We start from the raw sequence: 26,177 nt of genomic DNA on the forward strand, positions 1-26,177 counted from the left end.
AGTTTCGAAGCCGGTGATGTACCTGTAGGAGCAGCCTTGTGCTGCGAAGAGGTCGGTAGGGCAACAGATCTTCTTCGGCAGAAATGGCCTCTTCGCAGCACAAGGCTGCTCCTACAGGTCCTGCGCATGTCTTGAAGGCGAGGCCGGCCCTGAAAACACAGGTTCAACTACCCTGAAATGGACGCCATGTCCTTCGGAGGTAGTTGCCTGATGTACAAGGACCTCAAGTTCCCGATCCTCATCGTCCACCGCGCCATCAAGGCCGACAGCGTTGCCGGCGAGCGCGTGAGGGGCATCGCCGAGGAACTGCGCCAGGATGGCTTCGCCATTCTCGCCGCCGCCGACCATGCCGAAGCCCGCCTGGTTGCCGCCACCCACCACGGCCTGGCCTGCATGCTGATCGCTGCCGAAGGCGTTGGCGAGAACACCCACCTGCTGCAGAACATGGCCGAGCTGATCCGCCTGGCCCGGCTGCGCGCACCCAACCTGCCGATTTTCGCCCTGGGTGAACAGGTAACCCTGGAAAACGCCCCGGCCGAGGCCATGAGCGAGCTCAACCAGCTGCGCGGCATTCTTTACCTGTTCGAAGACACCGTGCCGTTTCTCGCCCGCCAGGTGGCGCGTGCCGCACACACCTACCTTGACGGCCTGCTGCCGCCCTTCTTCAAGGCCCTGGTGCAGCACACTGCGCAGTCCAACTATTCCTGGCACACCCCGGGCCATGGCGGCGGCGTGGCCTACCATAAAAGCCCGGTGGGCCAGGCTTTTCACCAGTTCTTCGGGGAAAATACCCTGCGCTCGGACCTGTCCGTTTCCGTGCCGGAACTTGGCTCGCTGCTCGACCACACCGGGCCGCTGGCCGAAGCCGAAGCCAGGGCGGCGCGCAACTTCGGCGCCGACCACACCTTCTTCGTCATCAACGGTACTTCCACCGCCAACAAGATCGTCTGGCACGCCATGGTCGGGCGCGACGACCTGGTGCTGGTGGACCGCAACTGCCACAAGTCGGTGGTGCACGCGATCATCATGACCGGCGCCATTCCGCTGTACCTGTGCCCGGAGCGCAACGAACTGGGCATCATCGGCCCGATCCCGCTCAGCGAATTCAGCCCCGAGGCCATCGCGGCGAAGATCCAGGCCAACCCCCTTGCCCGTGATCGTGGGCAGCGTATCAAGCTGGCAGTAGTGACCAATTCCACCTATGACGGCCTGTGCTACCACGCCGGGATGATCAGGCAGAGCCTGGGCGCCAGTGTCGAGGTGCTGCATTTCGACGAGGCCTGGTTTGCCTATGCGGCGTTTCATGACTTCTTCACCGGGCGCTATGCCATGGGCACCGCCTGCTCGGCAGACAGCCCGCTGGTGTTCAGCACCCATTCCACCCACAAACTGCTGGCCGCGTTCAGCCAGGCCTCGATGATCCATGTGCAGGACGGGGCCAGGCGCCAACTGGACCGGGACCGCTTCAACGAAGCGTTCATGATGCATATCTCGACCTCGCCACAGTACAGCATCCTCGCCTCGCTGGACGTGGCCTCGACCATGATGGAAGGGCCGGCCGGGCATTCACTGCTGCAAGAGATGTTCGACGAGGCGCTGAGTTTTCGTCGTGCGCTGGCCAACCTGCGCGAGCACATTGCGGCGGATGACTGGTGGTTCAGTATCTGGCAGCCGCCGAGCACCGAAGGTACCCAGCGCCTGGCCGCGCAGGACTGGTTGCTGCAACCGGGGGCGGAGTGGCATGGCTTTGGCGAGGTGGTGGACGACTATGTGCTGCTCGACCCGCTCAAGGTGACCTTGGTGATGCCGGGCCTGAGCACGGGCGGTGTGCTGGGCGAGCATGGCATCCCGGCGGCGGTGGTCAGCAAGTTTCTCTGGGAGCGGGGGCTGGTGGTGGAGAAAACCGGCCTGTACAGCTTCCTGGTGCTGTTCTCCATGGGTATCACCAAAGGCAAGTGGAGCACGTTGCTTACGGAGTTGCTGGAGTTCAAGCGCCACTATGATGGCAATACAGCCCTGAGCAACTGCCTGCCGAGTGTGGTGGCAGCTGATGCCGCACGCTATCAGAGGATGGGCTTGCGCGACCTGTGTGACCAGTTGCATGACTGCTACCGCGCCAATGCCACGGCCAAGCAACTGAAGCGGCTGTTCACGCGCTTGCCGGAGGTGGCCGTGAGCCCGGCCCGGGCCTATGACCAGATGGTGCGTGGCGAAGTGGAGGCGGTGCCGATCGAGGCGCTGCTGGGGCGAGTGGCAGCGGTGATGCTGGTGCCGTATCCGCCTGGTATTCCCTTGATCATGCCGGGCGAGCGGTTCACCGAGGCGACCCGCTCGATACTCGACTACCTGGCCTTTGCCCGGGCATTCAACCAAGGCTTCCCGGGTTTTGTCGCCGATGTGCATGGCCTGCAGAACGAGAACGGCCGTTACACCGTGGACTGCATCACGGAATGCGAATGATCTCGACGCCGCTGCGCGCCAGTTCGAAGCGGTTTTCACCGAGGTGGTTGACCTTGTCGCCGATGGCCAGGCGGTAGGTGGTGATGGGGGCGCCCAGCGTGCTGCCGTCGAGCTGCAGGGTGGATTCCTGGAACTCGTGCACGGGGTAGATACGGCCTTCGGCGTCACGGGCGTGGAATTGGCCGACCATTACTGCTGCCATTTGGGTGGAAACCTCTGAATTACGTAGAAAATGTCTGAAGGCATAGACCGTGGAACGGGCTCGGAAGTTTTCATCCTGCACAAAAAAAACCAAAGTGCCGAGGAACGGTCATCTATAACTACAACGTCCCTTTACCCAGCAAAGGTTGGAAATTGCCATGAGCCAGGTGTATTCGGTAGCGGTTGTCGTGGGTAGCTTGCGCAAGGAGTCGTACAACCGCAAGGTCGCCCGCGCACTTTCGGAGCTGGCACCGTCCAGCCTTGCCCTGAAAATCGTCGAAATCGGCGATTTGCCGTTGTACAACGAGGACGTCGAGGCCGAAGCGCCGCCGGCGGCGTGGAAGCGCTTTCGCGAGGAGATCCGCGGCAGTGACGCGGTGCTGTTCGTCACGCCAGAATACAACCGATCGGTGCCGGGCTGCCTGAAAAATGCCATCGATGTGGGCTCGCGGCCCTACGGGCAAAGTGCCTGGAGTGGCAAGCCTACGGCGGTGGTCAGTGTATCGCCCGGGGCCATTGGCGGCTTTGGCGCCAACCATGCGGTACGCCAGTCGCTGGTGTTTCTGGACATGCCGTGCATGCAGATGCCCGAGGCCTACATTGGCGGTGCTGCGAGCCTGTTCGAGGATTCGGGCAAGCTTAACGACAAGACCCGGCCGTTTTTGCAGGCATTTGTCGACAAGTTTGCGTCGTGGGTGAAGCTGAACAGGGCGGTTTGATCCGCAATTGTTGGATGAACGCGGTCTTTGTAGGAGCAGCCTTGTGCTGCGAAGAGGCCGGTATAGATCACACATCAGTATGGTCTGTACCGGCCTCTTCGCAGCACAAGGCTGCTCCTACAGAACCAGTGCGCTGCATGTTCTAGCGGAAGCTGTAGGAAACCCCTGCGTACACGCCAAACCCTTCGCCCGGCGTCGAGCGGGCGATGTCCTTGCCGGCGTCGTTGTAGGCCGGCGTCACCGTCGCCGCATAGCGCTTGTTGGTCAGGTTGCGCAGGTCCAGCCAGGTCTGCCAGTCCTGTTTCGGTGAATCCCAGCCCAGGCGCGCGCCGAGCAAGGCATATTCGTCGGCGTGGTAGCTGTTGGCATAGTCCACCTGCACCTTCGACGCCATCTGCGTGTTGACCCCGGCGTAGAAGCCGCTCGGCCAGTCATAGCGCAGTTCGGCCTGGTAGTAGTGCATGGGGATGCCGGGCAGGCGGTTGTCGCCGAACGTGTCGTCATCACGGTAGTGGAAGTCACTGAAGGTGTACGCCTGTCGCAGGCTCAGCTTGCCGGTGCCGGCCCGTTCCCACAGGGTGCTGTCCAGGCCAGCCTCAACGCCCTGGTGCACGGTCGCGCTGGCGTTGAATTCGGAGGTGAAGTTCGGCACCACTTCCACGGCCAGCAGTTCGTGGCGCACTTGCGAGTAGTACCAGGCAAGGTCCCAGCGGCCGAGCGCCGAGTCGCCACGCGCGCCCAGCTCCAGGGTAGTGGCAGTCTGGTTCTGCATCTCGATCGGCTGGATCTGCTTGCCGCCGGTGCTGGGCGCGCTCCAGATCAGCGACCACGGGTGGGGCGGTTCTACCGAGCGGCTGAGGTTGCCGTACACCTGCAGGTCCGGGCGGATGTCGTAGCGCAGCCCCAGGCGCGGTGCGTAGTCCCAGTCATGCATGCTCACCTTGCCGCCTTCGGCCGGGTAGGTCACGTCACTTTCGCGGCGGGTGTAGATCATCGCCAGGCCCGTGGTCAGCCACAGGTCGGGGACCAGTTCCAGGTCGTTGCCGACATGCAGCACGGTGTCCGAGCCCTGGTAGCTGAAGTCACGGGTACGCGCGCCGAATACATCGCCATTGCGGGTAAATTGTGACGCGCCGCTGTTGGGCAGGTGCTTGGTGGTACGCCAGCCGATGGTGGTCTTGCTTTCGTGACCCAGCAGCGTGTCGCGGCGGAAATAGTTCAGCGTGCCGCTGACATCGGTATAGGCGACCTTCAGGCGCATGGGGCCTTCACGCAGGTCCATCGGGTAGTCGTGGTAGACCAGGCCGGCTTCCAGGCGCGCATCGTCTTCGAGATAGAAAGTGGTCTTGTTGCCCACCCAGGTACTGCCTGGCTGTGGGCGGCTGTCGTCGCGTGCGAGATAGGCCGGGTTGGCCGCGCGCGGATGGTGCTTGATCTGGTCTTTGGTCAGGCGCCCGGCCAGTTCGTTTTCGGTCTCCCGGTAGCGCAGGTAGAAGCGGGTTTCCAGGTTCGGGTTGAAGCGGTAGCCGAGGTTGGCGGCAATGCCCTTGGCGCTGCCGCTGCTGTGCGCCTGATAGCCGTCATATTCCGAATCGGTCAGGGCCACGTAGTAGTCGAGGTTGCCCAGCACTTGCCCCGAGCTGATGTGCCGGTGCTGATAACCGCGGCTGCCCACCTCGTAGCGCACCTGCAGCGGCGCAGCGTCGTAGCCGGTGTGGGTGACGTAGTTGATCGCGCCGCCCAGCGCCAGGGCGCCCTGGTCGAACCCATTGGCGCCGCGCAGCACTTCGGCACGGCTCAGCCACAGCGGCTCGAACAGCTCGTAGGGTGTACCGCCCGGGCCAGTCAGCGGCAGGCCGTCGAACATCGTGTACACCCCGGAGCCGTGGGCACCCGGTGCGCGGTTGATGCCCGAGCCGCGGATCGACAGCTTGATGCCGTCGTTGCCCGCCGATTGGGCGAATACGCCGGGCTGGTAGGCCAGCACGTCCTGGTTGCTGGCCACTCGGCCTTGCCCCACGCGTTGCATGTCCACCAGGTTGCTGGCGCCTGGCACCTCGCGCAGGCGTTCGTTGGCCGCTGTCAGGTCGTTCTGCTCCTCATCGGTGATCAGCACCTGGCCCAATTCGACCGAGGATGCTGCCAGGGCGGGCTGGGCGGCAGCAAAGGCAGCCAGTAGGCCAAGGCAGGACGATGGGGAAAAAACGGAACGCATTGTACGACTCCAGGCGAAAGACGAATGGACAACGGCGTTGAGACGAGCGAAATGCCGCTTGGAGCACGCAGAAAGACCGCAAATCTTGCGTAACTTTTGTCAGACGGTTTTGTACGAAAGTTCTTTACAAGCCGCAGCGGTGGAGCCAGGCGGCATGGGCTTCGTAAGGTGTCTGCAGATCGGCAGCGATGCCACGCTCAATCACCCGTGGAGTACCAGCATGACTGACAACGCACTACACCCGCAGCAACCCCCGGCGGCCGCCCCGGTTCGCCTGACGCCACGTGAACGGCAAGTGCTGTTGTGGTGTGCCTACGGCAAGAGCTCGTGGGAGATCGGCCGGATCCTTGAATGCAAGGAGTCGACGGTGAACTTCCACGTGTCCAACATCCTGCGCAAGTTCGATGTGCCTACCCGGGTGGCGGCAGTGATCAAGGCCATTCGCTACGGCATGCTGGCTGAGCAATGAGGGGGTGAGGTATGAGCAACGACCCTCGGTTACCGCGTTATGCCGACAGCCATGACCCATTCTGGCCACGGGTGGACCTTGGCAGGCTGCGTGAGCGCCTGAACCTGACATGGCCGGTCAGTGAGGCCGCCCTGGAAGTGGCCGCACGTTGTGCCGCCATCGATGCAGCCCGGGAATTCGCGCGCTGGCGCGCGGTGCTGCGAGAACGGGGCTACAAGCGCCTTGAGGATGTGGCCGGGCATGACCAGGGGCGCGCATTGCGGGTGTGCTACATCCGCTTTGTCGAAGCTGCGGTCATGTACAGCCTGGGCGCCAGCGCTTCCCTGCCTGCTGCGCGTCGGGGGGCTGCTCATGCATGAGGCATCTGTTGTCGACCGCTGGGCCCCGTGGCTGATTGAACTGCTGAGCGTGGATGGCAGTGTATTGTTTGCCTCGCTGCTGGGGGCATTGCTGGTGGGCGCGGCGCGCGACCGGTTGATCACCAGTGCGACCAGGCGCCTGACGCTGGGCAAGAAGCTGTTGCTGGTGTTCGTGACCGTGGGTGTGGGGCACCTGTTCGAGCCGCTGGTTTCGTCATTGGCGCCCTTGTTGACCCGTGGCATGGCGGCATTCGTTGCTGCCGTGGTGGTGATCCCCATCAGCCTCAAGGTCATGGTCTGGCTGGACACGCTCGACCCGCGCGAACTCATCCAGCGCTGGCGCCGCCGAGGTTAGCCGCTGGCGGCCTTGGGCAGGTGGCGGGTCAGCTCGCTCAATTGCTGTTCCAGCTGCCGGATGCGTTGCTTGTCCTTGATGAGCAGCAGGATGGCCTGGCGATCACATGGCGACAACGTGCGCAGCCGGTCGAGCATGTCGAACTCCCAGCCTGTTTCACCTTGGCGTGCGGGGCGTTGCTCCACTTCGCCCAGCAGCAGCCAGTCCAGCGAGCACGCGTGCTGCCGGGCTATTTCTATGCAAAGTGAGTACGGAATGCTGTCGCGTACCTTCCAGCTGCTGAGTGTTTGCGGGCTGATCGACAGTGCGCGTGACAGATCGGCATCGGACTGGGCGCCGGTCAAAAGCTTCAGGCGGGTGAGCACCGCAGCAAGTACGTGAGTACTCATAACAAATATCCATGACTGGTTTAATGATATTCCATGGGCTTAAACTACTCGTTATGAATACAGCCCTGCGTTTTAAGGAGCACTTCTGCAATGAGAACCATCAAATTGAAGAATACACCCACAGTTGCAGCCAATACTGACACACAAGCTGGCCTGGGCAATGCTAGCAGGTACTTGCCGTGAGTACTTACAAGCTGGTTTGCCCGCATTGCCATAGCCGGATGCGCATACGCACTAGCGAAGGGCGCCATATTTTCCTGCGTATCGCTTATTTGCAATGCACCACCGAGGCGTGCGGCTGGTCAGTACGCGCCGAATTCGAAATGACCCATGAACTCTCCCCCAGCGGGATGCCCAATCCGGAAGTGTACCTGCCTTCGGCCAATGGCGATTTGCGCAAGGCCGCATTGCCTGGGGCAGGCCAGGCCAGCCCGGTTGAGTGAGGCTTTACAGGGGGCAGGCAAATAACTGCGCAGATAAAAAAACACCCCGCATAGGCGGGGTGTTTTGTGTTGCCGGACCGATCAGCCGATCAGTTGCAGGCCAGCTTGCTGGACCAGTTCCAGCAGCGGCTGCGGGTAGACGCCGAGCACGAAGGCGACAATGGCGATGGCCAGCAGCATGACGCCGCCGGTGCGCTGTTCCCACTTCAGCGGGGCGTCGTGGCGACGCAGGTTAGGCTCGACCAGGTACAGGGTGACCATGACGCGCAGGTAGTAGTAAACGCCGATGGCGCTACCGATCACCAGCGCACCGACCAGCCACCACAGGTGCGACTCGACGCCAGTGGCGATGATGTAGAACTTGCCGATGAAGCCGGCGGTCAGCGGGATACCCGCCAGCGACAGCATCATCACGGTCAGTACTGCGGTCAGGTAAGGACGGCGCCAGAACAGGCCGCGGTACTCGTACAGGGCATCGGCATCACGGCCGCCGTAAGGCGAGGACATCAGGGTGATGACACCGAAGGCGCCCAGGCTGGTGATCACGTAGGTGACCAGGTACACGCCCATGGCTTCCAGGGCCAGGCCCTTGCTGGCGACCAGGGCAATGACCAGGTAGCCGAAGTGGGCAATGGACGAGTAACCGAGCAGTCGCTTGAGGTTGCTCTGGGTCAGCGCCAGCAGGTTACCGACCAGGATCGAGGCCACGGCGATCACCGCCAGCACGGTGCTCAGCACGCCGCTGCTGGCAGCAGGGGAGAGCATGAACAGGCGCACGACAACGGCAAATACGGCCACCTTGCTGGCGGTTGCCAGGAACGCGGCGACCGGTGCCGGGGCGCCTTCGTACACGTCCGGGGTCCACAGGTGGAACGGTACCAGCGACAGCTTGAAGGCCAGGCCAACCAGCATCATGCCCAGGCCCAGCTGGGCCACCAGGCTTGGCATGCTGGTGGTTGCCAGGGCTTTGCCGATCTGGTCGAAGCTCAGGCTGCCGGCATCGGCGTACAGCAGGGCCATGCCGAACAGCAGGAAGGCCGAGCCTGCGGCCGACAGCACCATGTACTTGATGCCGGCTTCCAGTGATCGCTTGTTGAAGAAGGCATACGCCACCAGGCCGTAGACCGGTACCGACAGCAGCTCCAGGCCGATGAACAGGCCGGCCAGGTGGTTGGCGCTGACCAGCACCAGGCCACCGAGGGCCGACATCAGCAGCAGCAGGTACAGTTCTTCACGGTTGCCCGGGAAGCCCTTGGAGCCTTCGCCGAGGTAGGCGTGGGCCAGGGTGACGCACGCCAGCGTCGCCACCAGGATGATCGCCATGTACAGGCAGGCGAACTTGTCGATGGTGATCAGCGGGGTGATCGCCAGCGGCGCGACCTTCAGCGCCGGCAGGATCGACAGCAGGGCGAGGTTCAGGCCCACGGTGGACAGCAGGAAGGTCTGCGAGTGGTTGCGCTTCCAGGCGATCGCCAGCATCACCACCACCGTGGTGATGGTGGTGATCAGCATCGGCGCCAATGCGATGAAGTGTTGAGTGGTGAATTCCATAGCGCTCTTACCGGGCCGAAGCGAGTTGAGTGAAAGCGGAACCGAGCCACTGCTGCACACCACTCATGGTGGCGGCAGAGGTGTCGAGGAACGGCTGCGGATACACGCCCAGCAGGATCAGCAGTACCGCCAGGCCCAGCACCATGATCAGCTCGCGGCCGTCCATGCCAGCCAGCACGGTGTCGGCCTTGGCCGGGCCGAAGTAGGCGCGGTGGATCATGATCAGCGAGTAGACCGAACCGAATACCAGGCCGGTGGTGGCGATCACGGTGATCCATGGCACATGCGCGAAGCTGCCGATCAGGATCAGGAACTCGCCGACGAAGTTGCCGGTACCCGGCAGGCCCAGCGAGGCTGCGGCGAAGAACAGGCTGATGGCCGGCAGGTAGGCAATGCGGTGCCACAGGCCGCCCATCTGACGCATGTCACGGGTGTGCAGGCGCTCGTACAGCTGGCCGGACAGGATGAACAGTGCCGCAGCCGACAGGCCGTGGGCCAGCATCTGGATCACCGCGCCTTGCAGGGCCTGTTGGCTGCCGGAGTAGATGCCGATCAGCACGAAGCCCATGTGCGAGACGCTGGAAAACGCGATCAGGCGCTTGATGTCGGTTTGTGCAAAGGCCAGGAAGGCACCGTAGAAGATACCGATCAGGCCCAGGGTCATGGCGATCGGCGCGAACTCGGCCGAGGCGTTCGGGAACAGCGGCAGGGCGAAGCGCAGCAGGCCGTAGGCCGCCGTCTTCAGCAAGATACCGGCCAGGTCCACGGAGCCTGCGGTCGGTGCCTGGGCGTGAGCGTCAGGCAGCCAGGAGTGGAACGGCACTACCGGCAGCTTCACCGCGAAGGCGATGAAGAAGCCCAGCATCAGTACGTACTCGACACCGGCTGGCAGCTCGGCCTTGAGCAGGTCGCTGTAGTTGAAGGTGAGCACGCCGGTGGTGTTGTAGTTGACCAGCACCAGGCCAAGGATCGCCACCAGCATGATCAGGCCGCTGGCCTGGGTGAAGATGAAGAACTTGGTCGCCGCGTAGATCCGGGTCTTCTTGCCGTCTGCCGAGCTGTGACCCCAGAGCGCGATGAGGAAGTACATCGGCACCAGCATCATTTCCCAGAAGAAGAAGAACAGGAACAGGTCCAGGGCCAGGAACACACCGACCACGCCGCCAAGAATCCACATCAGGTTGAGGTGGAAGAAGCCGACGTGGCGCTGGATCTCTTTCCAGGAACACAGTACCGACAGCACACCGAGCAGGCCGGTGAGCAGGATCATCAGCAGCGACAGGCCGTCGAGGGCCAGGTGGATGCTGATGCCGAAGCGCTGGATCCACTGGAGTTTGTACTCCAGGGCCCAGGCAGGCTCGGCGCCCGGAGCGGGGGCGAGGGTGTAGTCGCCGGTCGCCCACAGCCACAGGCCGATGCCGAGCAGCAGGGACATGGTCAGCAGCGCGATCCAGCGCGGCAAGGTGGCGCCGAAGCGCTCACCCAGCCAGCACAGGAAGCCGCCGATGAAGGGGATCAGGATCAGCCAAGGCAAAATCATGACGGGTTGGTTTCCTTTGGCAAAGTCGCAAGATTCAGTGTCATACCGCAGCCACCAGCACGGCGCCGAGTACCAGCACGGCACCGACGGCGATAGAGGCGGTGTACCAGCGCAGTTGGCCTGTCTCGGTCTTGCTCATGGCGACATGGCCGCCACGCGCCATCCGGGGAATCAGGCCGATGCTGCGGTCTACCGGGTCCTTGCGCAGGATGTGGCAGATCAGCAGGTACGGTTTGACGAAAAGCTTGTCGTAGATCCAGTCGAAGCCCCAGGCGGCGAACCACCAGGCCGACAGGACACGGCCGATGCCACTGTTGGCAACCGCGCTGACAAAGGTGCGCTTGCCCAGGAACAGCAGGGCCGACAGCAGGATACCGGCGATGGCGATGGCACCCGAGGTGATCTCCAGCGCGTGCTTGGCTTCGCCACCGGCGTGGCCGGCGCTTTCAGGCAGCACGCCTGCCAGCGGCGGGTGGATCCAGGCGCCGACGAAGGTCGACAGCACGATCAGCACGCCCAGCGGCAGCCAGTGGCTGATGCCGTGGCCTGCGTGCGCTTCGGTCTTGGCTTCGCCGTGGAAGGCGATGAAGATCAGGCGGAAGGTGTACAGCGAGGTCATGAACGCACCGACCAGGCCGGCGTACAGCAGGCCGGTGTTGCCGCTGGCGAAGGCTTCCCAGAGGATCTCGTCCTTGGAGTAGAAGCCCACGGTCACGATCGGCAGGGCGGCCAGGGCAGCACCACCGACCACGAAGCTGGCGTAGGCCAATGGCAGTTTCTTCCACAGGCCGCCCATCTTGAAGATGTTCTGCTCGTGGTGGCAGGCAACGATCACCGCACCGGAGGCAAGGAACAGCAGGGCCTTGAAGAAGGCGTGGGTCATCAGGTGGAAGATCGCCGCGTCCCAGGCGCCAACGCCCAGGGCCAGGAACATGTAGCCGATCTGGCTCATGGTCGAGTAGGCGAGGATACGCTTGATGTCGGTCTGTACCAGCGCGGCGAAGCCGGCCAGTACCAGGGTCACGCCACCGACCACACCTACAAGGTGCAGGATGTCCGGCGCCAGCAGGAACAGGCCGTTGGTACGGGCGATCAGGTACACGCCCGCGGTCACCATGGTTGCAGCGTGGATCAGTGCCGAAACCGGGGTCGGGCCCGCCATGGCGTCGGCCAGCCAGGTCTGCAGTGGCAGCTGGGCCGATTTACCGACCGCGCCGCCCAGCAGCATCAGCGTTGCCAGTACCATCCAGGTGTCGCCAGCCTGGAACTTCTGCGGTGCCAGCACCAGCAGTTCCTGCACGTTCAGGGTACCCAGCTGGGCAAACAGGATGAACAGGCCGATGGCCAGGAACACGTCGCCGATACGGGTGACGATGAACGCCTTGAGTGCCGCGTTACCGTTGTTGCGGTTGCTGTAGTAGAAGCCGATCAACAGGTACGAGCACAGGCCCACGCCTTCCCAGCCGAAGTAGATGAACAGCAGGTTATCGCCGAGGATCAGGAACAGCATGCTGGCGATGAACAGGTTGGTGTACGAGAAGAAGCGCGAGTAGCCGGCTTCGCCACGCATGTACCAGGACGCGAACAGGTGGATCAGGAAGCCGACACCGGTGACCACGCCGAGCATGGTGACCGACAGGCCGTCCACGTACAGGGTGAAGTTCGGCGCAAAGCCGTCCACCGACATCCACTGCCACAGCAGCTGGCTGTACGCGCCGCCTTCAGGCGGTGCGACGTTGAATTGCCAGATGACGTAGGCGGCGGTGGCGGCCGAGAGGCCCACCGAGCCGACGCCGATCAGGGCGGACAGGTTCTCCGAGAACCGCCCGCGCGAGAACGACAGCAGCAGGAAGCCGATCAGGGGGAAGACGAAAGTCAGGAAGATAAGGTTCATCCGCGCATCTCACTGGCAGCATCGATGTCGAGAGTGTGGAAGCGGCGATACAGCTGCAGCAGGATGGCCAGGCCAATGCTGGCCTCGGCGGCTGCCAGGCTGATCACCAGAATGAACATCACCTGGCCGTCGGGCTGGACCCAACGGGCGCCGGCGACGACGAACGCCAGGGCAGAGGCGTTCATCATGACTTCCAGGCTCATGAGTACGAAGAGGATGTTGCGGCGGACCATCAGGCCAACCAGACCTAAGCAGAACAGGATACCGGCGACCGCCAGGCCATGTTCGAGAGGGATAGCACCCATGATTTACTCCTTCGCCTCGTTGCGGCCCAGGTGGAAGGCGGTGACGGCTGCAGCCAGCAGCAGCATCGAAGCCAGTTCGACCACCAGCAGGTACGGGCCGAACAGGCTGATGCCCACTTCTTTCGGGCCCACGGTGGTGCCGCTGATGCCAGCGCCGCTCGGGGTCACGAACAGCACGTACAGCAGTTCCAGTAGCAGCAGGGTGCCGAGGATAACCGGCCCTGCCCAGATACCGGGCTTGAGCCAGCCGCGCTCCTGGGCGACCGAGGCCGGCCCCAGGTTGAGCATCATCACCACGAACACGAACAGCACCATGATGGCGCCGGCGTAGGCGATCACTTCCAGGGCGCCGGCGAACGGCGCACCCAGGGAGAAGAAGATCATGGCCACGGAAATCAGCGAAATGATCAGGTAAAGCAAGGCGTGCACGGGGTTTGTGCCGGTCACCACCCGAAGGGTGGAGACCACGGCGATCCCGGATGCGAAGTAGAAAGCGAATTCCATCTTTCTGTCCTTATGGGAGCAAGCTCTTCACGTTGATCGGTTCGGCTTCGTTCTGCGCAGAGCCTTTCGGCTTGCCAGCGATTGCCATGCCCGCAACACGGTAGAAGTTGTAGTCAGGGTTCTTGCCGGGGCCGGAGATCAACAGATCTTCTTTCTCGTACACCAGGTCCTGACGCTTGAACTCGGCCATTTCGAAATCCGGAGTCAGCTGGATCGCGGTGGTCGGGCACGCTTCTTCACACAGGCCGCAGAAAATGCAACGCGAGAAGTTGATGCGGAAGAATTCCGGGTACCAGCGACCATCCTCGGTCTCGGCCTTCTGCAGCGAGATGCAGCCAACCGGGCAGGCCACCGCGCAGAGGTTGCACGCTACGCAGCGCTCCTCGCCATCGGGGTCGCGGGTGAGGACGATGCGGCCGCGGTAGCGCGGCGGCAGGTACACGGGTTCTTCGGGGTACTGCAGGGTGTCGCGCTTGCGGAACCCGTGGGAGAACACCATGGCCAGGCTGCGCAGCTGAGTGCCGGTGCCCTTAACGATGTCGCCGATATACTTGAACATGGGTCAAATCCTCACTGGGCCGCGACGGCTGGCGTGTTGTAAAGCACGATCGCAGCGGTCACCAGCAAATTGATCAGGGTCAGCGGCAGGCAGAACTTCCAGCTGAAGTCCATCACCTGGTCATAGCGCGGGCGCGGGATCGAGGCGCGCAGCAGGATGAACAGCATGATGAAGAACGCGGTCTTCAGGGCGAACCACAGGAACGGCACTTGCGGCAGGATGCCGAACGGGCCGTGCCAGCCACCGAAGAACAGGGTTACCAGCAGCGCCGAGATGAGGATGATGCCGATGTACTCACCGACGAAGAACATGCCCCATTTCATGCCGGCATACTCGATGTGGTAGCCGTCGGCCAGTTCCTGTTCTGCTTCCGGCTGGTCGAACGGGTGACGGTGAGTCACGGCGACGCCAGCGATGAAGAAGGTGCAGAAGCCGAAGAACTGCGGAATGATGAACCACAGGTTCTGTGCCTGGTACTCGACGATGTCGCGCATGTTGAACGAGCCCACCTGCACCACCACGCCCATCAGCGCCAGGCCCAGGAACACTTCGTACGACACGGTCTGTGCCGAAGCACGCAAGCTGCCCAGCAGGGCGTACTTGTTGTTCGACGACCAGCCGGCGAACAGCACCGCGTAGACCGACAGGCCGGCCATGGCGAAGAAGAACAGCAGGCCGATGTTCAGGTCGGCAACGCCCCAGCCCGGTGTGATCGGGATGATCGAGAAGCCGATCAGCAGGGCGCTCATGGCCACGACCGGCGCCAGGGTGAAGATCATCTTGTCGACGAAGGGCGGGTTCCAGTCTTCCTTGAAGAACATCTTCAGCATGTCGGCAGCGATCTGGAACATGCCGAACGGGCCAACGCGGTTCGGGCCGTAGCGGTCCTGCCACCAGCCCAGCAGGCGGCGCTCGACGAAGCTGAGCAGGGCGCCGCAGACCACCACGGCCAGCAGCACCACGATAGCCTTGACGACCTGGATGATCACATCGATCACTTCGGGGGTGAACCAGCTCATTGTGCTGCCTCCTGCAGGCCTTCGACGGATGCACCGAAGATGGCAGGCGGAATGCCGGCCAGGCCTTTCGGCAACGCGACCAGGCCAGCGCCCAGCTCTTCATTGATGCGCAGCGGCAGGCGCAGGGCCACACCGGCAACGTTCAGGCTCAGCAGCGCACCGTCGTTGACACCCAGGCGGTCGGCTTCGGACTTGGCCAGGGCCACGTAGGCAGCCGGGATGCGCTGTTGCACCGGGGCGGCGCGCGACGAGCTTTCCTCGCTGCCGAACAGGTGGAAGAACGGCACGGCAGTCCAGGTGCCACGGGCCGGGCTGAAGGCACCCGGGATGGCGCTGAACCAGCTCAGGCGGTCGCCTTGCGATTCGATCAGGCGCACGCCCGGGTCACCGGCACGCAGGTGGCCACCGACCTCGTCCTGGAACTTGTTCCAGGCTTGCGGCGAGTTCCAGCCCGGCGACCAGGCGAACGGCACCTGCTGGCGCGGTTCGGCGGAGCCCGAGTAACCTTCCATGGAGAAGGCGAACGCGGTGTCCTTGTCTTGCGGGGTACGTGGCTCGTGCACGCTGATGTTGGCGCGCATGGCCGTACGGCCGGAGTAACGCAGCGGTTCACGGGCCAGCTTCATGCCCTTGATGCGGAACGCGGCGCTTGGTGCGGCGTTGACGATGCCGGCCAGTTGCGGGGCGGCTTCGGCGCAGGCGCTGGTGACGTGGTCCAGTTGGGTCCAGTCCACCGGCTTGTTCAGCAGGGTGGCACGCAGGGCGTGCATCCAGCGCCAGCCTTCGTGGATCTGGATGCTGCTGTCCAGGTACTGCGGGTCGAACACCTGGAAGAAGCGCTGGGCACGGCCTTCCTGGCTGACCAGGGTACCGTCGCCTTCGGCGAACGAGGCCGCCGGCAGCACCAGGTGGGCGCGGTCGACAGTCGGGGTTTTCGAGTGGTCGGCAACGATCACCACCTTGGCCGCAGCCAGGGCAGCGTCGACCTTGGCGGCCGGTACGCGGGCGTACAGGTCGTTTTCCAGCACGACGATGGCGTCGGCCTTGCCGCTGATGACCGCGTCCAGCGCGGCATCGATGGACTCGCCACCGAGCATGGCCAGGCCGATGCTGTTGGCTTCAGGCACCACCAGGCTCAGCGAGCCGTTCTTCTCGCGCAGCTTAAGGGCTTTGGCGATGTTGGCGGCGGCTTCGATCAGCGCTGGGTCGGCCAGCGAGGTACCGGCTACAACCAGTGGGCGCTTGGCGGCGACCAGGGCGTCGGCGATGCGCTGGGCCAGGGCCTTGGCTTCACCGTCCAGGCCGGCAACGGCAGGTGCGCTCGGGTCGATGGCGTGGGCCACGGCGAAACCGATCCGGGCCAGGTCGGCCGGGGCGGCGTGCACGCATTCTTCGGCGACGTCGTCCAGCTTGGTTTCAGCCAGGGAGGCGATGAACAGCGGATACAGCGCGTGCTGGCCGATGTTCTTCACCGCAGCGTCGAGCCACGGCTGCACTTTCATCGCTTCGGCCATGGCCTCGGCCTTGCCTTTGGTGGCCTGGCGCACAGCCAGGGCGACGCGGGCAGCGGTCTGGGTCAGGTCTTCACCGAGCACGAACACGGCGTCGTGGTCTTCGATGTCGCGCAGGGTCGGCACCGGCAGTGGGCTGTTGTTCAGCACGTTCAGGGCCAGGCGCACGCGGGCCAGTTCGCCAGCTTCCATGCCGGAGTAGAAGTACTCGGCGCCGACCAGCTCACGCAGGCCGTAGTTGCTTTCGAGGCTGGCGCGTGGCGAGCCGATACCGACGATGGTACGGCCGCGCAGCAGGTCGGCAGCCTTGTCCAGGGCAGCGTCCAGGCCCAGCTTGGTGCCGTCGGCCAGGTGTGGCTGGCGTGGGCGGTCCTTGCGGTTGACGTAGCCGTAACCGAAGCGGCCGCGGTCGCACAGGAAGTACTGGTTGACCGAGCCGTTGAAGCGGTTTTCGATACGGCGCAGTTCGCCGTAGCGCTCGCCCGGGCTGATGTTGCAGCCGCTGGAGCAGCCGTGGCAGATGCTTGGGGCGAACTGCATGTCCCACTTGCGGTTGTAGCGCTCGGAGTGGGTCTTGTCGGTGAACACGCCGGTCGGGCAAACCTCGGTCAGGTTGCCGGAGAATTCGCTCTCCAGCACGCCGTCTTCGACGCGGCCGAAGTACACGTTGTCGTGGGCGCCGTAGACGCCCAGGTCGGTACCACCGGCGTAGTCCTTGTAGTAGCGCACGCAGCGGTAGCAGGCGATGCAGCGGTTCATCTCATGGGCGATGAACGGGCCGAGGTCCTGGTTCTGGTGGGTACGCTTGGTGAAACGGTAGCGGCGCTCGTTGTGGCCGGTCATTACCGTCATGTCTTGCAGGTGGCAGTGACCGCCTTCCTCGCACACCGGGCAGTCGTGCGGGTGGTTGGTCATCAGCCATTCGACGACGCTGGCGCGAAACGCCTTGGACTCGTCATCTTCGATGGAAATCCAGGTGCCGTCGGAGGCAGGGGTCATGCAGGACATGACGATACGACCACGGGTGTCGTTCTCGTCGGTGTATTGCTTGACCGCGCACTGCCGGCAGGCGCCAACGCTACCAAGCGCCGGGTGCCAGCAGAAATAAGGGATGTCGAGGCCTAGCGACAGACACGCCTGTAACAGGTTGTCTGCACCGTTGACTTCGAGCGCTTTGCCGTCTACGTGGATAGTGGCCATTGTTCAAAGTTCTTCGTTGGCCCGCGTGAGCGGGCGTGGCTAATGGAAATCGGTGAGCTTGCGACACGCCGCGAATGAGTCGGGCCTGCCGGCAAGCTGGCGAGTGGCACGGACCACCCGCCTAATCATCTTGTTATGCGCCGACCACGATCGGCCCGGCCTGGATTGGCTTGGCCAGGTTGGGGCGCAGGGTGTCACCAGCGGATGCTGGGGCGACACCGGCCTCGAACTCGGACCGGAAGTATTTGATGGCACTGCCCAGCGGCTCGACGGCACCCGGTGCGTGAGCACAGAAGGTACGGCCCGGGCCGAGGAAGTTGACCAGGCCCAGCAGCGTCTCGATGTCTTCGGCGCGGCCTTGCCCGTTTTCCAGTGCGCGCAGCATCTTCACGCTCCACGGCAGGCCGTCACGGCATGGCGTGCACCAGCCGCACGACTCGCGGGCGAAGAACTCCTCCATGTTGCGCAGCAGCGACACCATGTTGACGCTGTCGTCCACTGCCATGGCCAGGCCAGTACCCATACGGGTGCCGACCTTGGCGATGCCACCGGCGTACATCTGCGCGTCGAGGTGCTCGGGCAGCAGGAAGCCGGTACCGGCGCCGCCTGGCTGCCAGCACTTGAGCTTGAAGCCGTCACGCATGCCACCGGCGTAGTCTTCGAACAACTCGCGGGCGGTGACGCCGAATGGCAGTTCCCACAGGCCCGGGTTCTTCACCTTGCCGGAGAAGCCCATCAGCTTGGTGCCGTGGTCTTCGCTGCCTTCGCGGGCCAGCGACTTGTACCAGTCGTTGCCGTTGGCGACGATGGCTGGCACGTTGCACAGGGTTTCGACGTTGTTCACGCAAGTCGGCTTGCCCCATACGCCCACGGCGGCAGGGAAGGGCGGCTTGGAGCGCGGGTTGGCGCGACGGCCTTCCAGCGAGTTGATCAGTGCGGTTTCTTCACCGCAGATGTAGCGGCCGGCACCGGTGTGCACGAACAGCTCGAAATCGAAACCGGAGCCCAGGATGTTCTTGCCCAGCAGGCCGGCGGCCTTGGCTTCATCGATGGCGCGGTTGAGGTTTTTCGCCGCGGTGGTGTATTCGCCACGCAGGAAGATGTAGCCACGGTAGGCCTTCAGGGCGCGGGCGCTGATCAGCATGCCCTCGACCAGCAGATGGGGCTGTTGCTCCATCAGCATGCGGTCCTTCCAGGTGTTCGGCTCCATTTCGTCCGCGTTGCACAGCAGGTAACGGATGTTCATGGATTCGTCTTTGGGCATCAGGCCCCACTTCACGCCAGTGGGGAAGCCTGCGCCACCACGGCCCTTGAGGCCGGAGTCCTTGACGTTCTGCACGATGTCGTCCTGCGACATCTCGCTCAGTGCCTTGCGGGCAGCGGCGTAGCCGTTCTTGGCCTGGTACTCGGCAAGCCATACCGGCTCGCCGTCGTCACGCAGGCGCCAGGTCAGCGGGTGGGTTTCGGCGGTGCGCGCAATGCGGTTGGCCGGGCCGAAGGAAGTAATGGTCATACGTAACCCTCCAGCAGTTTGGTGACGCCAGCGGGCTGCACGTCGCCAAAGGTGTCGTCGTCGATCATCAGCGCCGGGGCCTTGTCGCAGTTGCCCAGGCAGCACACGGGCAGCAGGGTGAAACGGCCGTCGGCGGTGGTCTGGCCGAGGCCGATGCCCAGTTCGCTCTGGATCTGGCTGACGACCGATTCATGGCCGCCGATGTAGCAGACCATGCTGTCGCACACGCGGATGATGTGGCGGCCGACCGGCTGGCGGAAGATCTGGCTGTAGAAGGTGGCGACACCCTCGACGTCGCTGGCCGGGATGCCGAGCACGTCGCCGATGGCGTGAATGGCGCCGTCCGGCACCCAGCCACGTTCCTTCTGGACGATCTTCAGGGCTTCGATGGACGCCGCGCGCGGGTCCTCGTAGTGATGCATCTCGTGCTCGATGGCCGAGCGCTCTGTTTCGCTCAGGGCGAAACGGTCTGTCTGGATAAGCGTGCTGTTCATGCTTAGCGGTCCACGTCAGCCATAACGAAGTCGATACTGCCCAGGTACGCAATGAGGTCGGCGACCATGCTGCCTTTGATCACCGAAGGGATCTGCTGCAGGTGCGGGTAGCTCGGGGTACGGATCCGGGTGCGGTAGCTCATGGTGCCGCCATCGCTCGTCAGGTAGTAACTGTTGATGCCCTTGGTCGCCTCGATCATCTGGAACGACTCGTTGGCCGGCATGACCGGGCCCCACGAGACTTGCAGGAAGTGCGTGATGAGGGTTTCGATGTGCTGCAGGGTGCGCTCTTTCGGTGGCGGCGTGGTCAGCGGGTGATCCGCCTTGTACGGGCCTTCCGGCATGTTGCGCAGGCACTGGTCGATGATGCGGATACTCTGGCGCATCTCCTCGACACGGACCATGCAGCGATCATAGGCATCGCCGTTGTGGGCCAGCGGTACGTCAAACTCGAAGTTCTCGTAGCCGGAGTAAGGGCGGGCTTTGCGCAGGTCGAAATCGCAACCGGTGGAGCGCAGGCCGGCACCGGTGGTGCCCCATTCCAGTGCTTCCTTGGTGTTGTACGCGGCAACGCCAATGGTACGGCCCTTGAGGATGCTGTTCTGCAGGGCAGCCTTGGTGTACTCGTCGAGGCGCTTGGGCAGCCAGTCGACGAAGTCCTTGACCAGTTTCTCCCAGCCGCGCGGCAGGTCGTGGGCGACGCCACCGATGCGGTACCAGGCCGGGTGCAGGCGGAAACCGGTGATCGCTTCGATCACGGTGTAGGCGCGCTGGCGGTCGGTGAAGGTGAAGAACACCGGGGTCATGGCGCCCACGTCCTGGATGTAGGTACCCAGGAACAGCAGGTGGCTGGTGATCCGGAAGAACTCGGCCAGCATGACGCGAATCACGTCGACCTTCTGCGGCACCTTGATGCCTGCCAGCTTTTCCACTGCCAGTACGTACGGCAGGTTGTTCATCACCCCGCCGAGGTAGTCGATACGGTCGGTGTAGGGGATGAAGCTGTGCCAGGACTGGCGCTCGGCCATTTTCTCGGCGCCACGGTGGTGGTAGCCGATGTCCGGTACGCAGTCGACGATCTCTTCACCGTCCAGCTGCAGGACGATACGGAACGCACCGTGCGCCGAAGGGTGGTTGGGGCCGAGGTTGAGGAACATGTAGTCCTCGTTGGCGCCCTGACGCTTCATGCCCCAGGCTTCCGGGTTGAAGCGCGCCGACTCTTCCTCAAGCTGTTGCTTGGCCAGGGTCAGGCTGTAGGGATCGAACTCGGTGGCACGGGCCGGGTAGTCCTTGCGCAGCGGGTGACCTTCCCAGGTGGGCGGCATCATGATGCGGCTGAGGTGCGGGTGGCCGGCAAAGTCGATGCCGAACATGTCCCATACTTCGCGCTCGTACCAGTTGGCGTTTGGCCAGATACCGGTCACGGTCGGCAGGTTCAGGTCGCCTTCGCTCAGCGACACCTTGATCATCACGTCGCTGTTACGCTCGATCGACATCAGGTGGTAGAACACGCTGAAGTCGGCGGCCGGCAGGCCACGGCGCTGGGTGCGCAGGCGTTCGTCGACGCCGTGCAGGTCGTACAGCATGCTGTAAGGCTTGGCGACACCGCGCAGGAAGCTGAGCACCTCTTTGAGCTGGGCGCGCTTGACCCACAGCACGGGCATGCCGGTGCGGGTTTCCTGGGCGACGAATGCTTCGGCGCCAAAACGGTTGTTCAGTTCGACGACCACATCCTGGTCGTCAGCCTTGTAGGGCGGAATAAAAATAGCGTTGTCCGCTGTCATGGTCTCGGTCGCTTTGGGTCAACGTTAAGAATGAAGCCAGGCCGCCGGCTCCAGGGGAGCGGGCGGCAGGTCGCTGGATCAGACTTCGTCGGGGCTGCGCAGGTTGGTTACTGCAATGCGCTGCTCACGACGCAGGTCTTTCTGGGCTGGCATCTCGGCACGGTAAATACCTTGATCACCAACAACCCAGGAAAGCGGGCGTCGTTCTTGGCCGATCGACTCCTGCAACAGCATCAAGCCTTGCAGGAAAGCCTCAGGGCGTGGCGGGCAGCCAGGCACATAGACGTCCACGGGGAGGAACTTGTCGACCCCCTGAACGACCGAGTAGATGTCGTACATGCCACCGGAGTTGGCGCACGAACCCATGGAGATGACCCATTTCGGCTCGAGCATCTGCTCATACAGGCGCTGGATGATCGGCGCCATCTTGATGAAGCAGGTACCGGCGATGACCATGAAGTCGGCCTGACGCGGCGATGCCCGGATGACTTCGGCGCCGAAGCGGGCGATGTCGTGGGGCGCCGTGAAGGCCGTGGTCATTTCCACGTAGCAGCAGGACAGGCCGAAGTTGTACGGCCAGAGGGAGTTCTTGCGACCCCAGTTGACCGCGCCACGCAGCACATCTTCGAGTTTCCCCATGTAGATGTTCTTGTGGACCTGGTCCTCTAGCAGTTGATCGGTGACGGTTTCCCGTTCACCTACCGGGTACTGCTCGTTAGGCGCATCCGGATCGATTCTGGTGAGATTGTATTGCATTGCCAAAGCCTCATTGTTTCAGCTTCGCTTGCCGCTTGCGGCGACCTTCGGGAGCCCAATCAAGAGCACCGACGCGCCATAGGTAGACAAGACCTGCCAACAGAATTGCTATGAAAACGAGAGCTTCGACGAACCCGGTCCAGCCGCTTTCGCGGACGGACACAGACCATGCAAAGAGAAAGAGGGCTTCGATATCGAAGATCACGAACAGCATCGCGACCAGATAGAATTTGGCGGACAGGCGCAGGCGGGCGCTGCCGACGGGCAGCATGCCGGATTCGAAGGGTTCGTTCTTGGCGCGACCCCAGGCCTTGCTACCGAGCAGGCTGGACAGGCCGAGCATGAAGGCACACAGGCCGACGACACCCAGGAGGAAGATGGCAAAGCCCCAGTTGTGGGCGATGAGTCCTGCCGAATCGGACATGCTAGAGATCCTTATACAGAGACCCAGCTCTGCAGTCTGAAATAAGTAAAGCGGCGACGTGGTGTCGCAGGTGCAGTGACCAAATGTCGCAGCTGAATCAATCGCGCTGATTTTATGGGGAAACCGGGTGCAAGTAAAATTTCTGTCGCAAATTTATTCGTAGGATTAAGAACAAAAGGCACTCGTAAATGGCTGAAAGCCTTGAAATTCGGGCATTGCGTGCGGTTTTGTTAATTATGTTTCTTGCGACTGGTAACGAATTACAAGTTTCGGAATGATAATTAATATCATTTGGCCTGATGCCATGTAATTTGGCTGTTCTGTGCCTTGTAAAGTTCATCTGGCGATTCCCCCTACTTGCAAATGCGAAAGACTCCTGTTCTAGCAGCTTCCGACACTGCGTGCACCGCTCTGGGTCAATACTTTATCGGTTGAGCGGTGACTGGCTGATGAAGCAATCGCCCATTGGCCGAGCCAGTAGGTGAGGATGATCAGGTACGGCGCGGCGGCGAACGGGCTGACGAAGCGGTCGATGCCGATCATGCTGTCGGAGAGCACGAACAGGCCGGCGCCGAGCGCCGCCAGTCCGCCGCAGGCCAGGGCGCGCCAGAGCATGGCGCTGATTGCCAGGGCATACAGTGCGACCGGGATCAGCAACGGGCCGAGGCCGTGGTTGGCAAGTACGCCGAGCAGCGCGATACCGGTGATGGCGCTGGCTATCAGTGCGGGCAGGGCGGGGCGCTGGGTAACGCCGCAATAGGCGCGCAGGTAGGCCAGGTGGGCACACAGGAAGGCGGCCAGGCCGAACACGAACAGGTCGGCGGGGACGGCCAGCAGTATGTCGCCGAGGACCGAGAAGCCCAGGCCGATCGAGATCCACCTGCCATACGGTGTGGCAGGGGCGCCGCGCAGCCAGGCGATAAGCGCCAGGACGGGAACGGGCTTGGCCAGCAGGGCGAGCAGGGTGTTGTCGCTGGCCAGTGCATATAGATAGAGGGCAGCGGCGGCCAGGGCGAGAATCATCAGGTGGCTTGGACGAGGCATGGGCGGTCCTTGCTGCTGTGCTGCCTCAAGCATAGACCTGATCCTGGGTTTTGCTCTTTGGGTTGTGTCAGGGCTGCCATGGGCTTGGCGAAAGGAATGCGGCGCCTGTGAGATCGAGCGCCGCCCGCGCGGCGCTTCGCAGCACAAGGCTGCTCCTACATCTGTTTTGGGCCAGTCACGCCTGTGCCGCTGCACGCGACCGCCCTGTGTGCCCGACACGATATCGATGTGAGCGCCAAGCGGCCGCGCGCCGCCGCCTCAGGATTAACTGGCCCGAAAGGCATCAGGCGTTGCTGCTTCAGCCCAGATCACCGGCATCGATCCTGATGATGACCTCCATGCACGAACTGGAGGCGCTACGGGCTTTGCTTGAGTCGGCCTTGGTTCAGGTGCAGATGCCCGTAGAGCCCAGGACTTCGCACTAAGGCTGCTTGATGTGTTGTGAGGGCCGGCCCCTTCGCGGGTAAACCCGCTCCCACAGGATCACCACAGGCTTCAAGACTTGCACAGTACCTGTGGGAGCGGGCGTGCCCGCGAAGGGCCGGCCCAGGCATTAGAGAATTCTCAGGGGATTGAACAATGACAACAGAAGACACCCAGCTCACCGTCGGCAAGACCACTTTCTATCAAGGCGAAAATGGCACCCACCCACTGTTCCGAATCGAACCCGGCATTCCCTGCCGCGATGCCCGTGAGCAGTCGTCGGAATTGATGGGCTATGTCCGTGAGCTGACCATCACTGGCCTGATGGAGGAGAAGCCCATGATGATCTGGGCTGCTCACTACCTGAGTGCAATGGCCAAGGCGCTGATGGATGACGCAGAGCTGGGCATGAAGCACTGATAGTCCGCAGGCCTGCACGATCACCCCTGTAGGAGCGGCCTTGTGTCGCGAAAGGGCTGCGCAGCAGCCCCGGCAATTTGTGCATCTGCGCCGAAACCCTGGGGCTGCTGCGCAGCCCTTTCGCGACACAAGGCCGCTCCTACAGGTTCCGTGTATTTCTGGTCGGTCTGTTATCGGCAAAAAGAAAGGCCCAAGGCTCGCGAGAGCCCTGGGCCTTTGTTCAGCGGCAAGCCACTATCAGTGGAACTGCTCTTCCTCGGTCGAGCCGGTCAGCGCAGTCACCGACGATGCGCCACCCTGGATTACGGTGGTCATGTCGTCGAAGTAGCCAGTGCCCACTTCCTGCTGGTGCGCCACGAAGGTGTAGCCTTTGCTGGCGTCAGCGAATTCCTGCTCTTGCAGCTTCACGTAGGCGGTCATGTCGTTGCGGGCGTAGTCGTGCGCCAGGTTGAACATGCCGTGCCACATGTTGTGGATGCCAGCCAGGGTGATGAACTGGTGCTTGTAGCCCATGGCCGACAGCTCGCGCTGGAACTTGGCGATGGTGGCGTCGTCCAGGTTCTTCTTCCAGTTGAAGGAAGGCGAGCAGTTGTACGACAGGATCTGGTCCGGGTACTCCTTCTTGATCGCTTCGGCGAAGCGACGGGCTTCGTCCAGGTCTGGTTTGGCGGTTTCGCACCAGATCAGGTCGGCGTATGGCGCGTAGGCCAGGCCGCGAGAGATGGCCTGGTCGAGGCCGGCGCGGACCTTGTAGAAGCCTTCACGGGTACGCTCGCCGATCACGAACGGCTGATCGTACGGGTCGCAGTCGCTGGTCAGCAGGTCGGCGGCGTTGGCGTCGGTACGGGCCAGGATGATGGTCGGTACGCCCGATACGTCAGCTGCCAGGCGCGCGGCCACCAGCTTCTGTACGGCTTCCTGGGTCGGTACCAGCACCTTGCCGCCCATGTGGCCGCATTTTTTTACCGAGGCCAGCTGGTCTTCGAAGTGCACGCCGGCGGCGCCTGCTTCGATCATGTTCTTCATCAGTTCGTAGGCGTTCAGTACGCCACCGAAACCGGCTTCGGCGTCCGCCACGATCGGCGCGAAGTAGTCGATGTAGCCTTCGTCGCCCGGGTTCTTGCCGGCTTTCCACTGGATCTGGTCGGCGCGACGGAACGAGTTGTTGATGCGCTTGACCACAGTCGGTACAGAGTCGACCGGGTACAGCGACTGGTCAGGGTACATCGACTCGGCCGAGTTGTTGTCGGCGGCTACTTGCCAGCCGGACAGGTAGATGGCCTGGATGCCAGCCTTTACCTGCTGGACTGCCTGGCCGCCGGTCAGGGCGCCCATGCAGTTGACGAAATCTTTTTCAGGGCGGAAGGACGGGTGGGCACCTTGGGTGACCAGCTTCCACAGTTTTTCTGCGCCCTGGCGGGCCAGGGTGTGCTCTGGCTGCAGGGAGCCACGCAGGCGAACGACATCAGCGGCGGTGTAGGTACGGGTCACGCCTTTCCAGCGCGGGTTCTCGGCCCAGTCTTTCTCGAGGGCTGCAATTTGCTGTTCGCGTGTCAGTGCCATGGAAATAAACCTCGTCGCATCGATCTTGGGTTAATTGTGCTGATGCTCGGGTGCAGATCAGGG

25 protein-coding genes are annotated in these 26,177 nt (G+C 62.9%); 7 read left to right on the plus strand and 18 right to left on the minus strand.

Annotated elements, in window-relative coordinates:
- Positions 1 to 210: 210 nt before the first annotated feature.
- Positions 211 to 2,460: an Orn/Lys/Arg decarboxylase N-terminal domain-containing protein gene (locus ABOC32_RS12305; protein ID WP_426811201.1), complete on the plus strand. Its 2,250-nt coding sequence runs from the start codon at positions 211 to 213 to the stop codon at positions 2,458 to 2,460.
- Here ABOC32_RS12305 and ABOC32_RS12310 read toward each other — a convergent pair.
- Positions 2,444 to 2,662: a hypothetical protein gene (locus ABOC32_RS12310; RefSeq protein ID WP_016488235.1), complete on the minus strand. Its 219-nt coding sequence runs from the start codon at positions 2,660 to 2,662 to the stop codon at positions 2,444 to 2,446. The two genes, ABOC32_RS12305 and ABOC32_RS12310, sit on opposite strands and share 17 nt — an antisense overlap.
- Before the next feature lie 157 nt (positions 2,663 to 2,819).
- On the opposite strand from ABOC32_RS12310, the gene chrR reads away from it, so the two are divergent.
- Entirely contained in the window at positions 2,820 to 3,380 is a 561-nt protein-coding gene (gene chrR, locus ABOC32_RS12315; RefSeq protein ID WP_426811202.1) for a class I chromate reductase ChrR, read from the plus strand.
- 142 nt (positions 3,381 to 3,522) lie between these two features.
- On the opposite strand, the gene ABOC32_RS12320 is transcribed toward chrR, so the two are convergent.
- On the minus strand, positions 3,523 to 5,595 hold the full coding sequence (locus tag ABOC32_RS12320) for a TonB-dependent receptor family protein (RefSeq protein ID WP_426811203.1): 2,073 nt from the start codon (positions 5,593 to 5,595) through the stop codon (positions 3,523 to 3,525).
- Between the two features lie 220 nt (positions 5,596 to 5,815).
- On the opposite strand from ABOC32_RS12320, the gene ABOC32_RS12325 reads away from it, so the two are divergent.
- From ABOC32_RS12325 to ABOC32_RS12335, 3 genes are read left to right on the plus strand one after another with little or no spacing between them, the layout of a single operon-like run.
- A complete protein-coding gene (locus ABOC32_RS12325; protein WP_426811204.1) occupies positions 5,816 to 6,064 on the plus strand; it encodes a helix-turn-helix domain-containing protein in 249 nt (82 codons plus the stop codon).
- 11 nt (positions 6,065 to 6,075) lie between these two features.
- Positions 6,076 to 6,423, plus strand: coding sequence for a head completion/stabilization protein (locus ABOC32_RS12330; protein WP_426811205.1), 348 nt, complete (start codon positions 6,076 to 6,078; stop codon positions 6,421 to 6,423).
- A complete protein-coding gene (locus tag ABOC32_RS12335) occupies positions 6,416 to 6,778 on the plus strand; it encodes a hypothetical protein (RefSeq protein ID WP_426811206.1) in 363 nt (120 codons plus the stop codon). The genes ABOC32_RS12330 and ABOC32_RS12335 overlap by 8 nt, the downstream gene beginning before the upstream one ends.
- On the opposite strand, the gene ABOC32_RS12340 is transcribed toward ABOC32_RS12335, so the two are convergent.
- Positions 6,775 to 7,167 carry a helix-turn-helix domain-containing protein gene (locus tag ABOC32_RS12340; protein ID WP_426811207.1) on the minus strand — a complete coding sequence of 131 codons (393 nt, stop codon included), beginning with the start codon at positions 7,165 to 7,167 and terminating at the stop codon, positions 6,775 to 6,777. The genes ABOC32_RS12335 and ABOC32_RS12340 overlap by 4 nt on opposite strands.
- Before the next feature lie 179 nt (positions 7,168 to 7,346).
- On the opposite strand from ABOC32_RS12340, the gene ABOC32_RS12345 reads away from it, so the two are divergent.
- On the plus strand, positions 7,347 to 7,610 hold the full coding sequence (locus tag ABOC32_RS12345; protein ID WP_019470481.1) for an ogr/Delta-like zinc finger family protein: 264 nt from the start codon (positions 7,347 to 7,349) through the stop codon (positions 7,608 to 7,610).
- An 81-nt stretch (positions 7,611 to 7,691) separates the two neighbouring features.
- Here ABOC32_RS12345 and nuoN read toward each other — a convergent pair whose 3' ends face one another.
- The 14 genes from nuoN to ABOC32_RS12415 form a co-directional block, all read right to left on the minus strand.
- Entirely contained in the window at positions 7,692 to 9,161 is a 1,470-nt protein-coding gene (nuoN, locus tag ABOC32_RS12350; RefSeq protein ID WP_234226874.1) for an NADH-quinone oxidoreductase subunit NuoN, read from the minus strand.
- 7 nt (positions 9,162 to 9,168) lie between these two features.
- Positions 9,169 to 10,701 carry an NADH-quinone oxidoreductase subunit M gene (gene nuoM / locus ABOC32_RS12355; protein WP_016498748.1) on the minus strand — a complete coding sequence of 511 codons (1,533 nt, stop codon included), beginning with the start codon at positions 10,699 to 10,701 and terminating at the stop codon, positions 9,169 to 9,171.
- A gap of 40 nt (positions 10,702 to 10,741) precedes the next feature.
- Positions 10,742 to 12,595, minus strand: a complete 1,854-nt coding sequence (nuoL, locus tag ABOC32_RS12360; RefSeq protein WP_426811208.1) for an NADH-quinone oxidoreductase subunit L — start codon at positions 12,593 to 12,595, stop codon at positions 10,742 to 10,744.
- Positions 12,592 to 12,900 carry an NADH-quinone oxidoreductase subunit NuoK gene (gene nuoK, locus ABOC32_RS12365; protein ID WP_003251446.1) on the minus strand — a complete coding sequence of 103 codons (309 nt, stop codon included), beginning with the start codon at positions 12,898 to 12,900 and terminating at the stop codon, positions 12,592 to 12,594. The genes nuoL and nuoK overlap by 4 nt, the downstream gene beginning before the upstream one ends.
- Positions 12,901 to 12,903: 3 nt before the next feature.
- Positions 12,904 to 13,404, minus strand: coding sequence for an NADH-quinone oxidoreductase subunit J (gene nuoJ, locus ABOC32_RS12370; RefSeq protein ID WP_086978409.1), 501 nt, complete (start codon positions 13,402 to 13,404; stop codon positions 12,904 to 12,906).
- 10 nt (positions 13,405 to 13,414) lie between these two features.
- Positions 13,415 to 13,963: an NADH-quinone oxidoreductase subunit NuoI gene (gene nuoI, locus ABOC32_RS12375; RefSeq protein WP_003251442.1), complete on the minus strand. Its 549-nt coding sequence runs from the start codon at positions 13,961 to 13,963 to the stop codon at positions 13,415 to 13,417.
- A gap of 11 nt (positions 13,964 to 13,974) precedes the next feature.
- The gene (gene nuoH, locus ABOC32_RS12380) at positions 13,975 to 14,982 is read right to left on the minus strand and encodes an NADH-quinone oxidoreductase subunit NuoH (RefSeq protein WP_012273297.1); all 1,008 of its coding nucleotides are present in this window, start codon (positions 14,980 to 14,982) and stop codon (positions 13,975 to 13,977) included.
- Positions 14,979 to 17,693 carry an NADH-quinone oxidoreductase subunit NuoG gene (gene nuoG, locus ABOC32_RS12385; protein WP_426811209.1) on the minus strand — a complete coding sequence of 905 codons (2,715 nt, stop codon included), beginning with the start codon at positions 17,691 to 17,693 and terminating at the stop codon, positions 14,979 to 14,981. The genes nuoH and nuoG overlap by 4 nt, the downstream gene beginning before the upstream one ends.
- 133 nt (positions 17,694 to 17,826) lie before the next feature.
- Positions 17,827 to 19,206, minus strand: coding sequence for an NADH-quinone oxidoreductase subunit NuoF (gene nuoF / locus ABOC32_RS12390; protein ID WP_426811210.1), 1,380 nt, complete (start codon positions 19,204 to 19,206; stop codon positions 17,827 to 17,829).
- Positions 19,203 to 19,700: an NADH-quinone oxidoreductase subunit NuoE gene (gene nuoE / locus ABOC32_RS12395; protein ID WP_019470486.1), complete on the minus strand. Its 498-nt coding sequence runs from the start codon at positions 19,698 to 19,700 to the stop codon at positions 19,203 to 19,205. Before nuoE ends, nuoF begins: the two co-directional genes overlap by 4 nt.
- A 2-nt stretch (positions 19,701 to 19,702) precedes the next feature.
- A complete protein-coding gene (gene nuoC, locus ABOC32_RS12400) occupies positions 19,703 to 21,484 on the minus strand; it encodes an NADH-quinone oxidoreductase subunit C/D (RefSeq protein WP_426811211.1) in 1,782 nt (593 codons plus the stop codon).
- A 78-nt stretch (positions 21,485 to 21,562) separates the two neighbouring features.
- Complete coding sequence (locus ABOC32_RS12405) at positions 21,563 to 22,240, minus strand: NuoB/complex I 20 kDa subunit family protein (protein WP_012313769.1); 678 nt, start codon at positions 22,238 to 22,240, stop codon at positions 21,563 to 21,565.
- Positions 22,241 to 22,250: 10 nt separating this feature from the next.
- The gene (locus ABOC32_RS12410; protein WP_003251427.1) at positions 22,251 to 22,664 is read right to left on the minus strand and encodes an NADH-quinone oxidoreductase subunit A; all 414 of its coding nucleotides are present in this window, start codon (positions 22,662 to 22,664) and stop codon (positions 22,251 to 22,253) included.
- A 381-nt stretch (positions 22,665 to 23,045) separates the two neighbouring features.
- Complete coding sequence (locus tag ABOC32_RS12415; RefSeq protein WP_426811212.1) at positions 23,046 to 23,708, minus strand: lysoplasmalogenase; 663 nt, start codon at positions 23,706 to 23,708, stop codon at positions 23,046 to 23,048.
- 579 nt (positions 23,709 to 24,287) lie between these two features.
- Between ABOC32_RS12415 and ABOC32_RS12420 the strand changes: the two genes are divergently transcribed.
- Complete coding sequence (locus ABOC32_RS12420) at positions 24,288 to 24,551, plus strand: DUF3077 domain-containing protein (RefSeq protein WP_234226879.1); 264 nt, start codon at positions 24,288 to 24,290, stop codon at positions 24,549 to 24,551.
- Positions 24,552 to 24,788: 237 nt separating this feature from the next.
- Here ABOC32_RS12420 and aceA read toward each other — a convergent pair whose 3' ends face one another.
- Positions 24,789 to 26,114: an isocitrate lyase gene (gene aceA / locus ABOC32_RS12425; RefSeq protein WP_012273289.1), complete on the minus strand. Its 1,326-nt coding sequence runs from the start codon at positions 26,112 to 26,114 to the stop codon at positions 24,789 to 24,791.
- Positions 26,115 to 26,177 lie beyond the last annotated feature (63 nt).

Source organism: Pseudomonas sp. WOUb67, assembly GCF_050058005.1.
Taxonomy (GTDB): Bacteria; Pseudomonadota; Gammaproteobacteria; order Pseudomonadales; family Pseudomonadaceae; genus Aquipseudomonas; species Aquipseudomonas putida_R.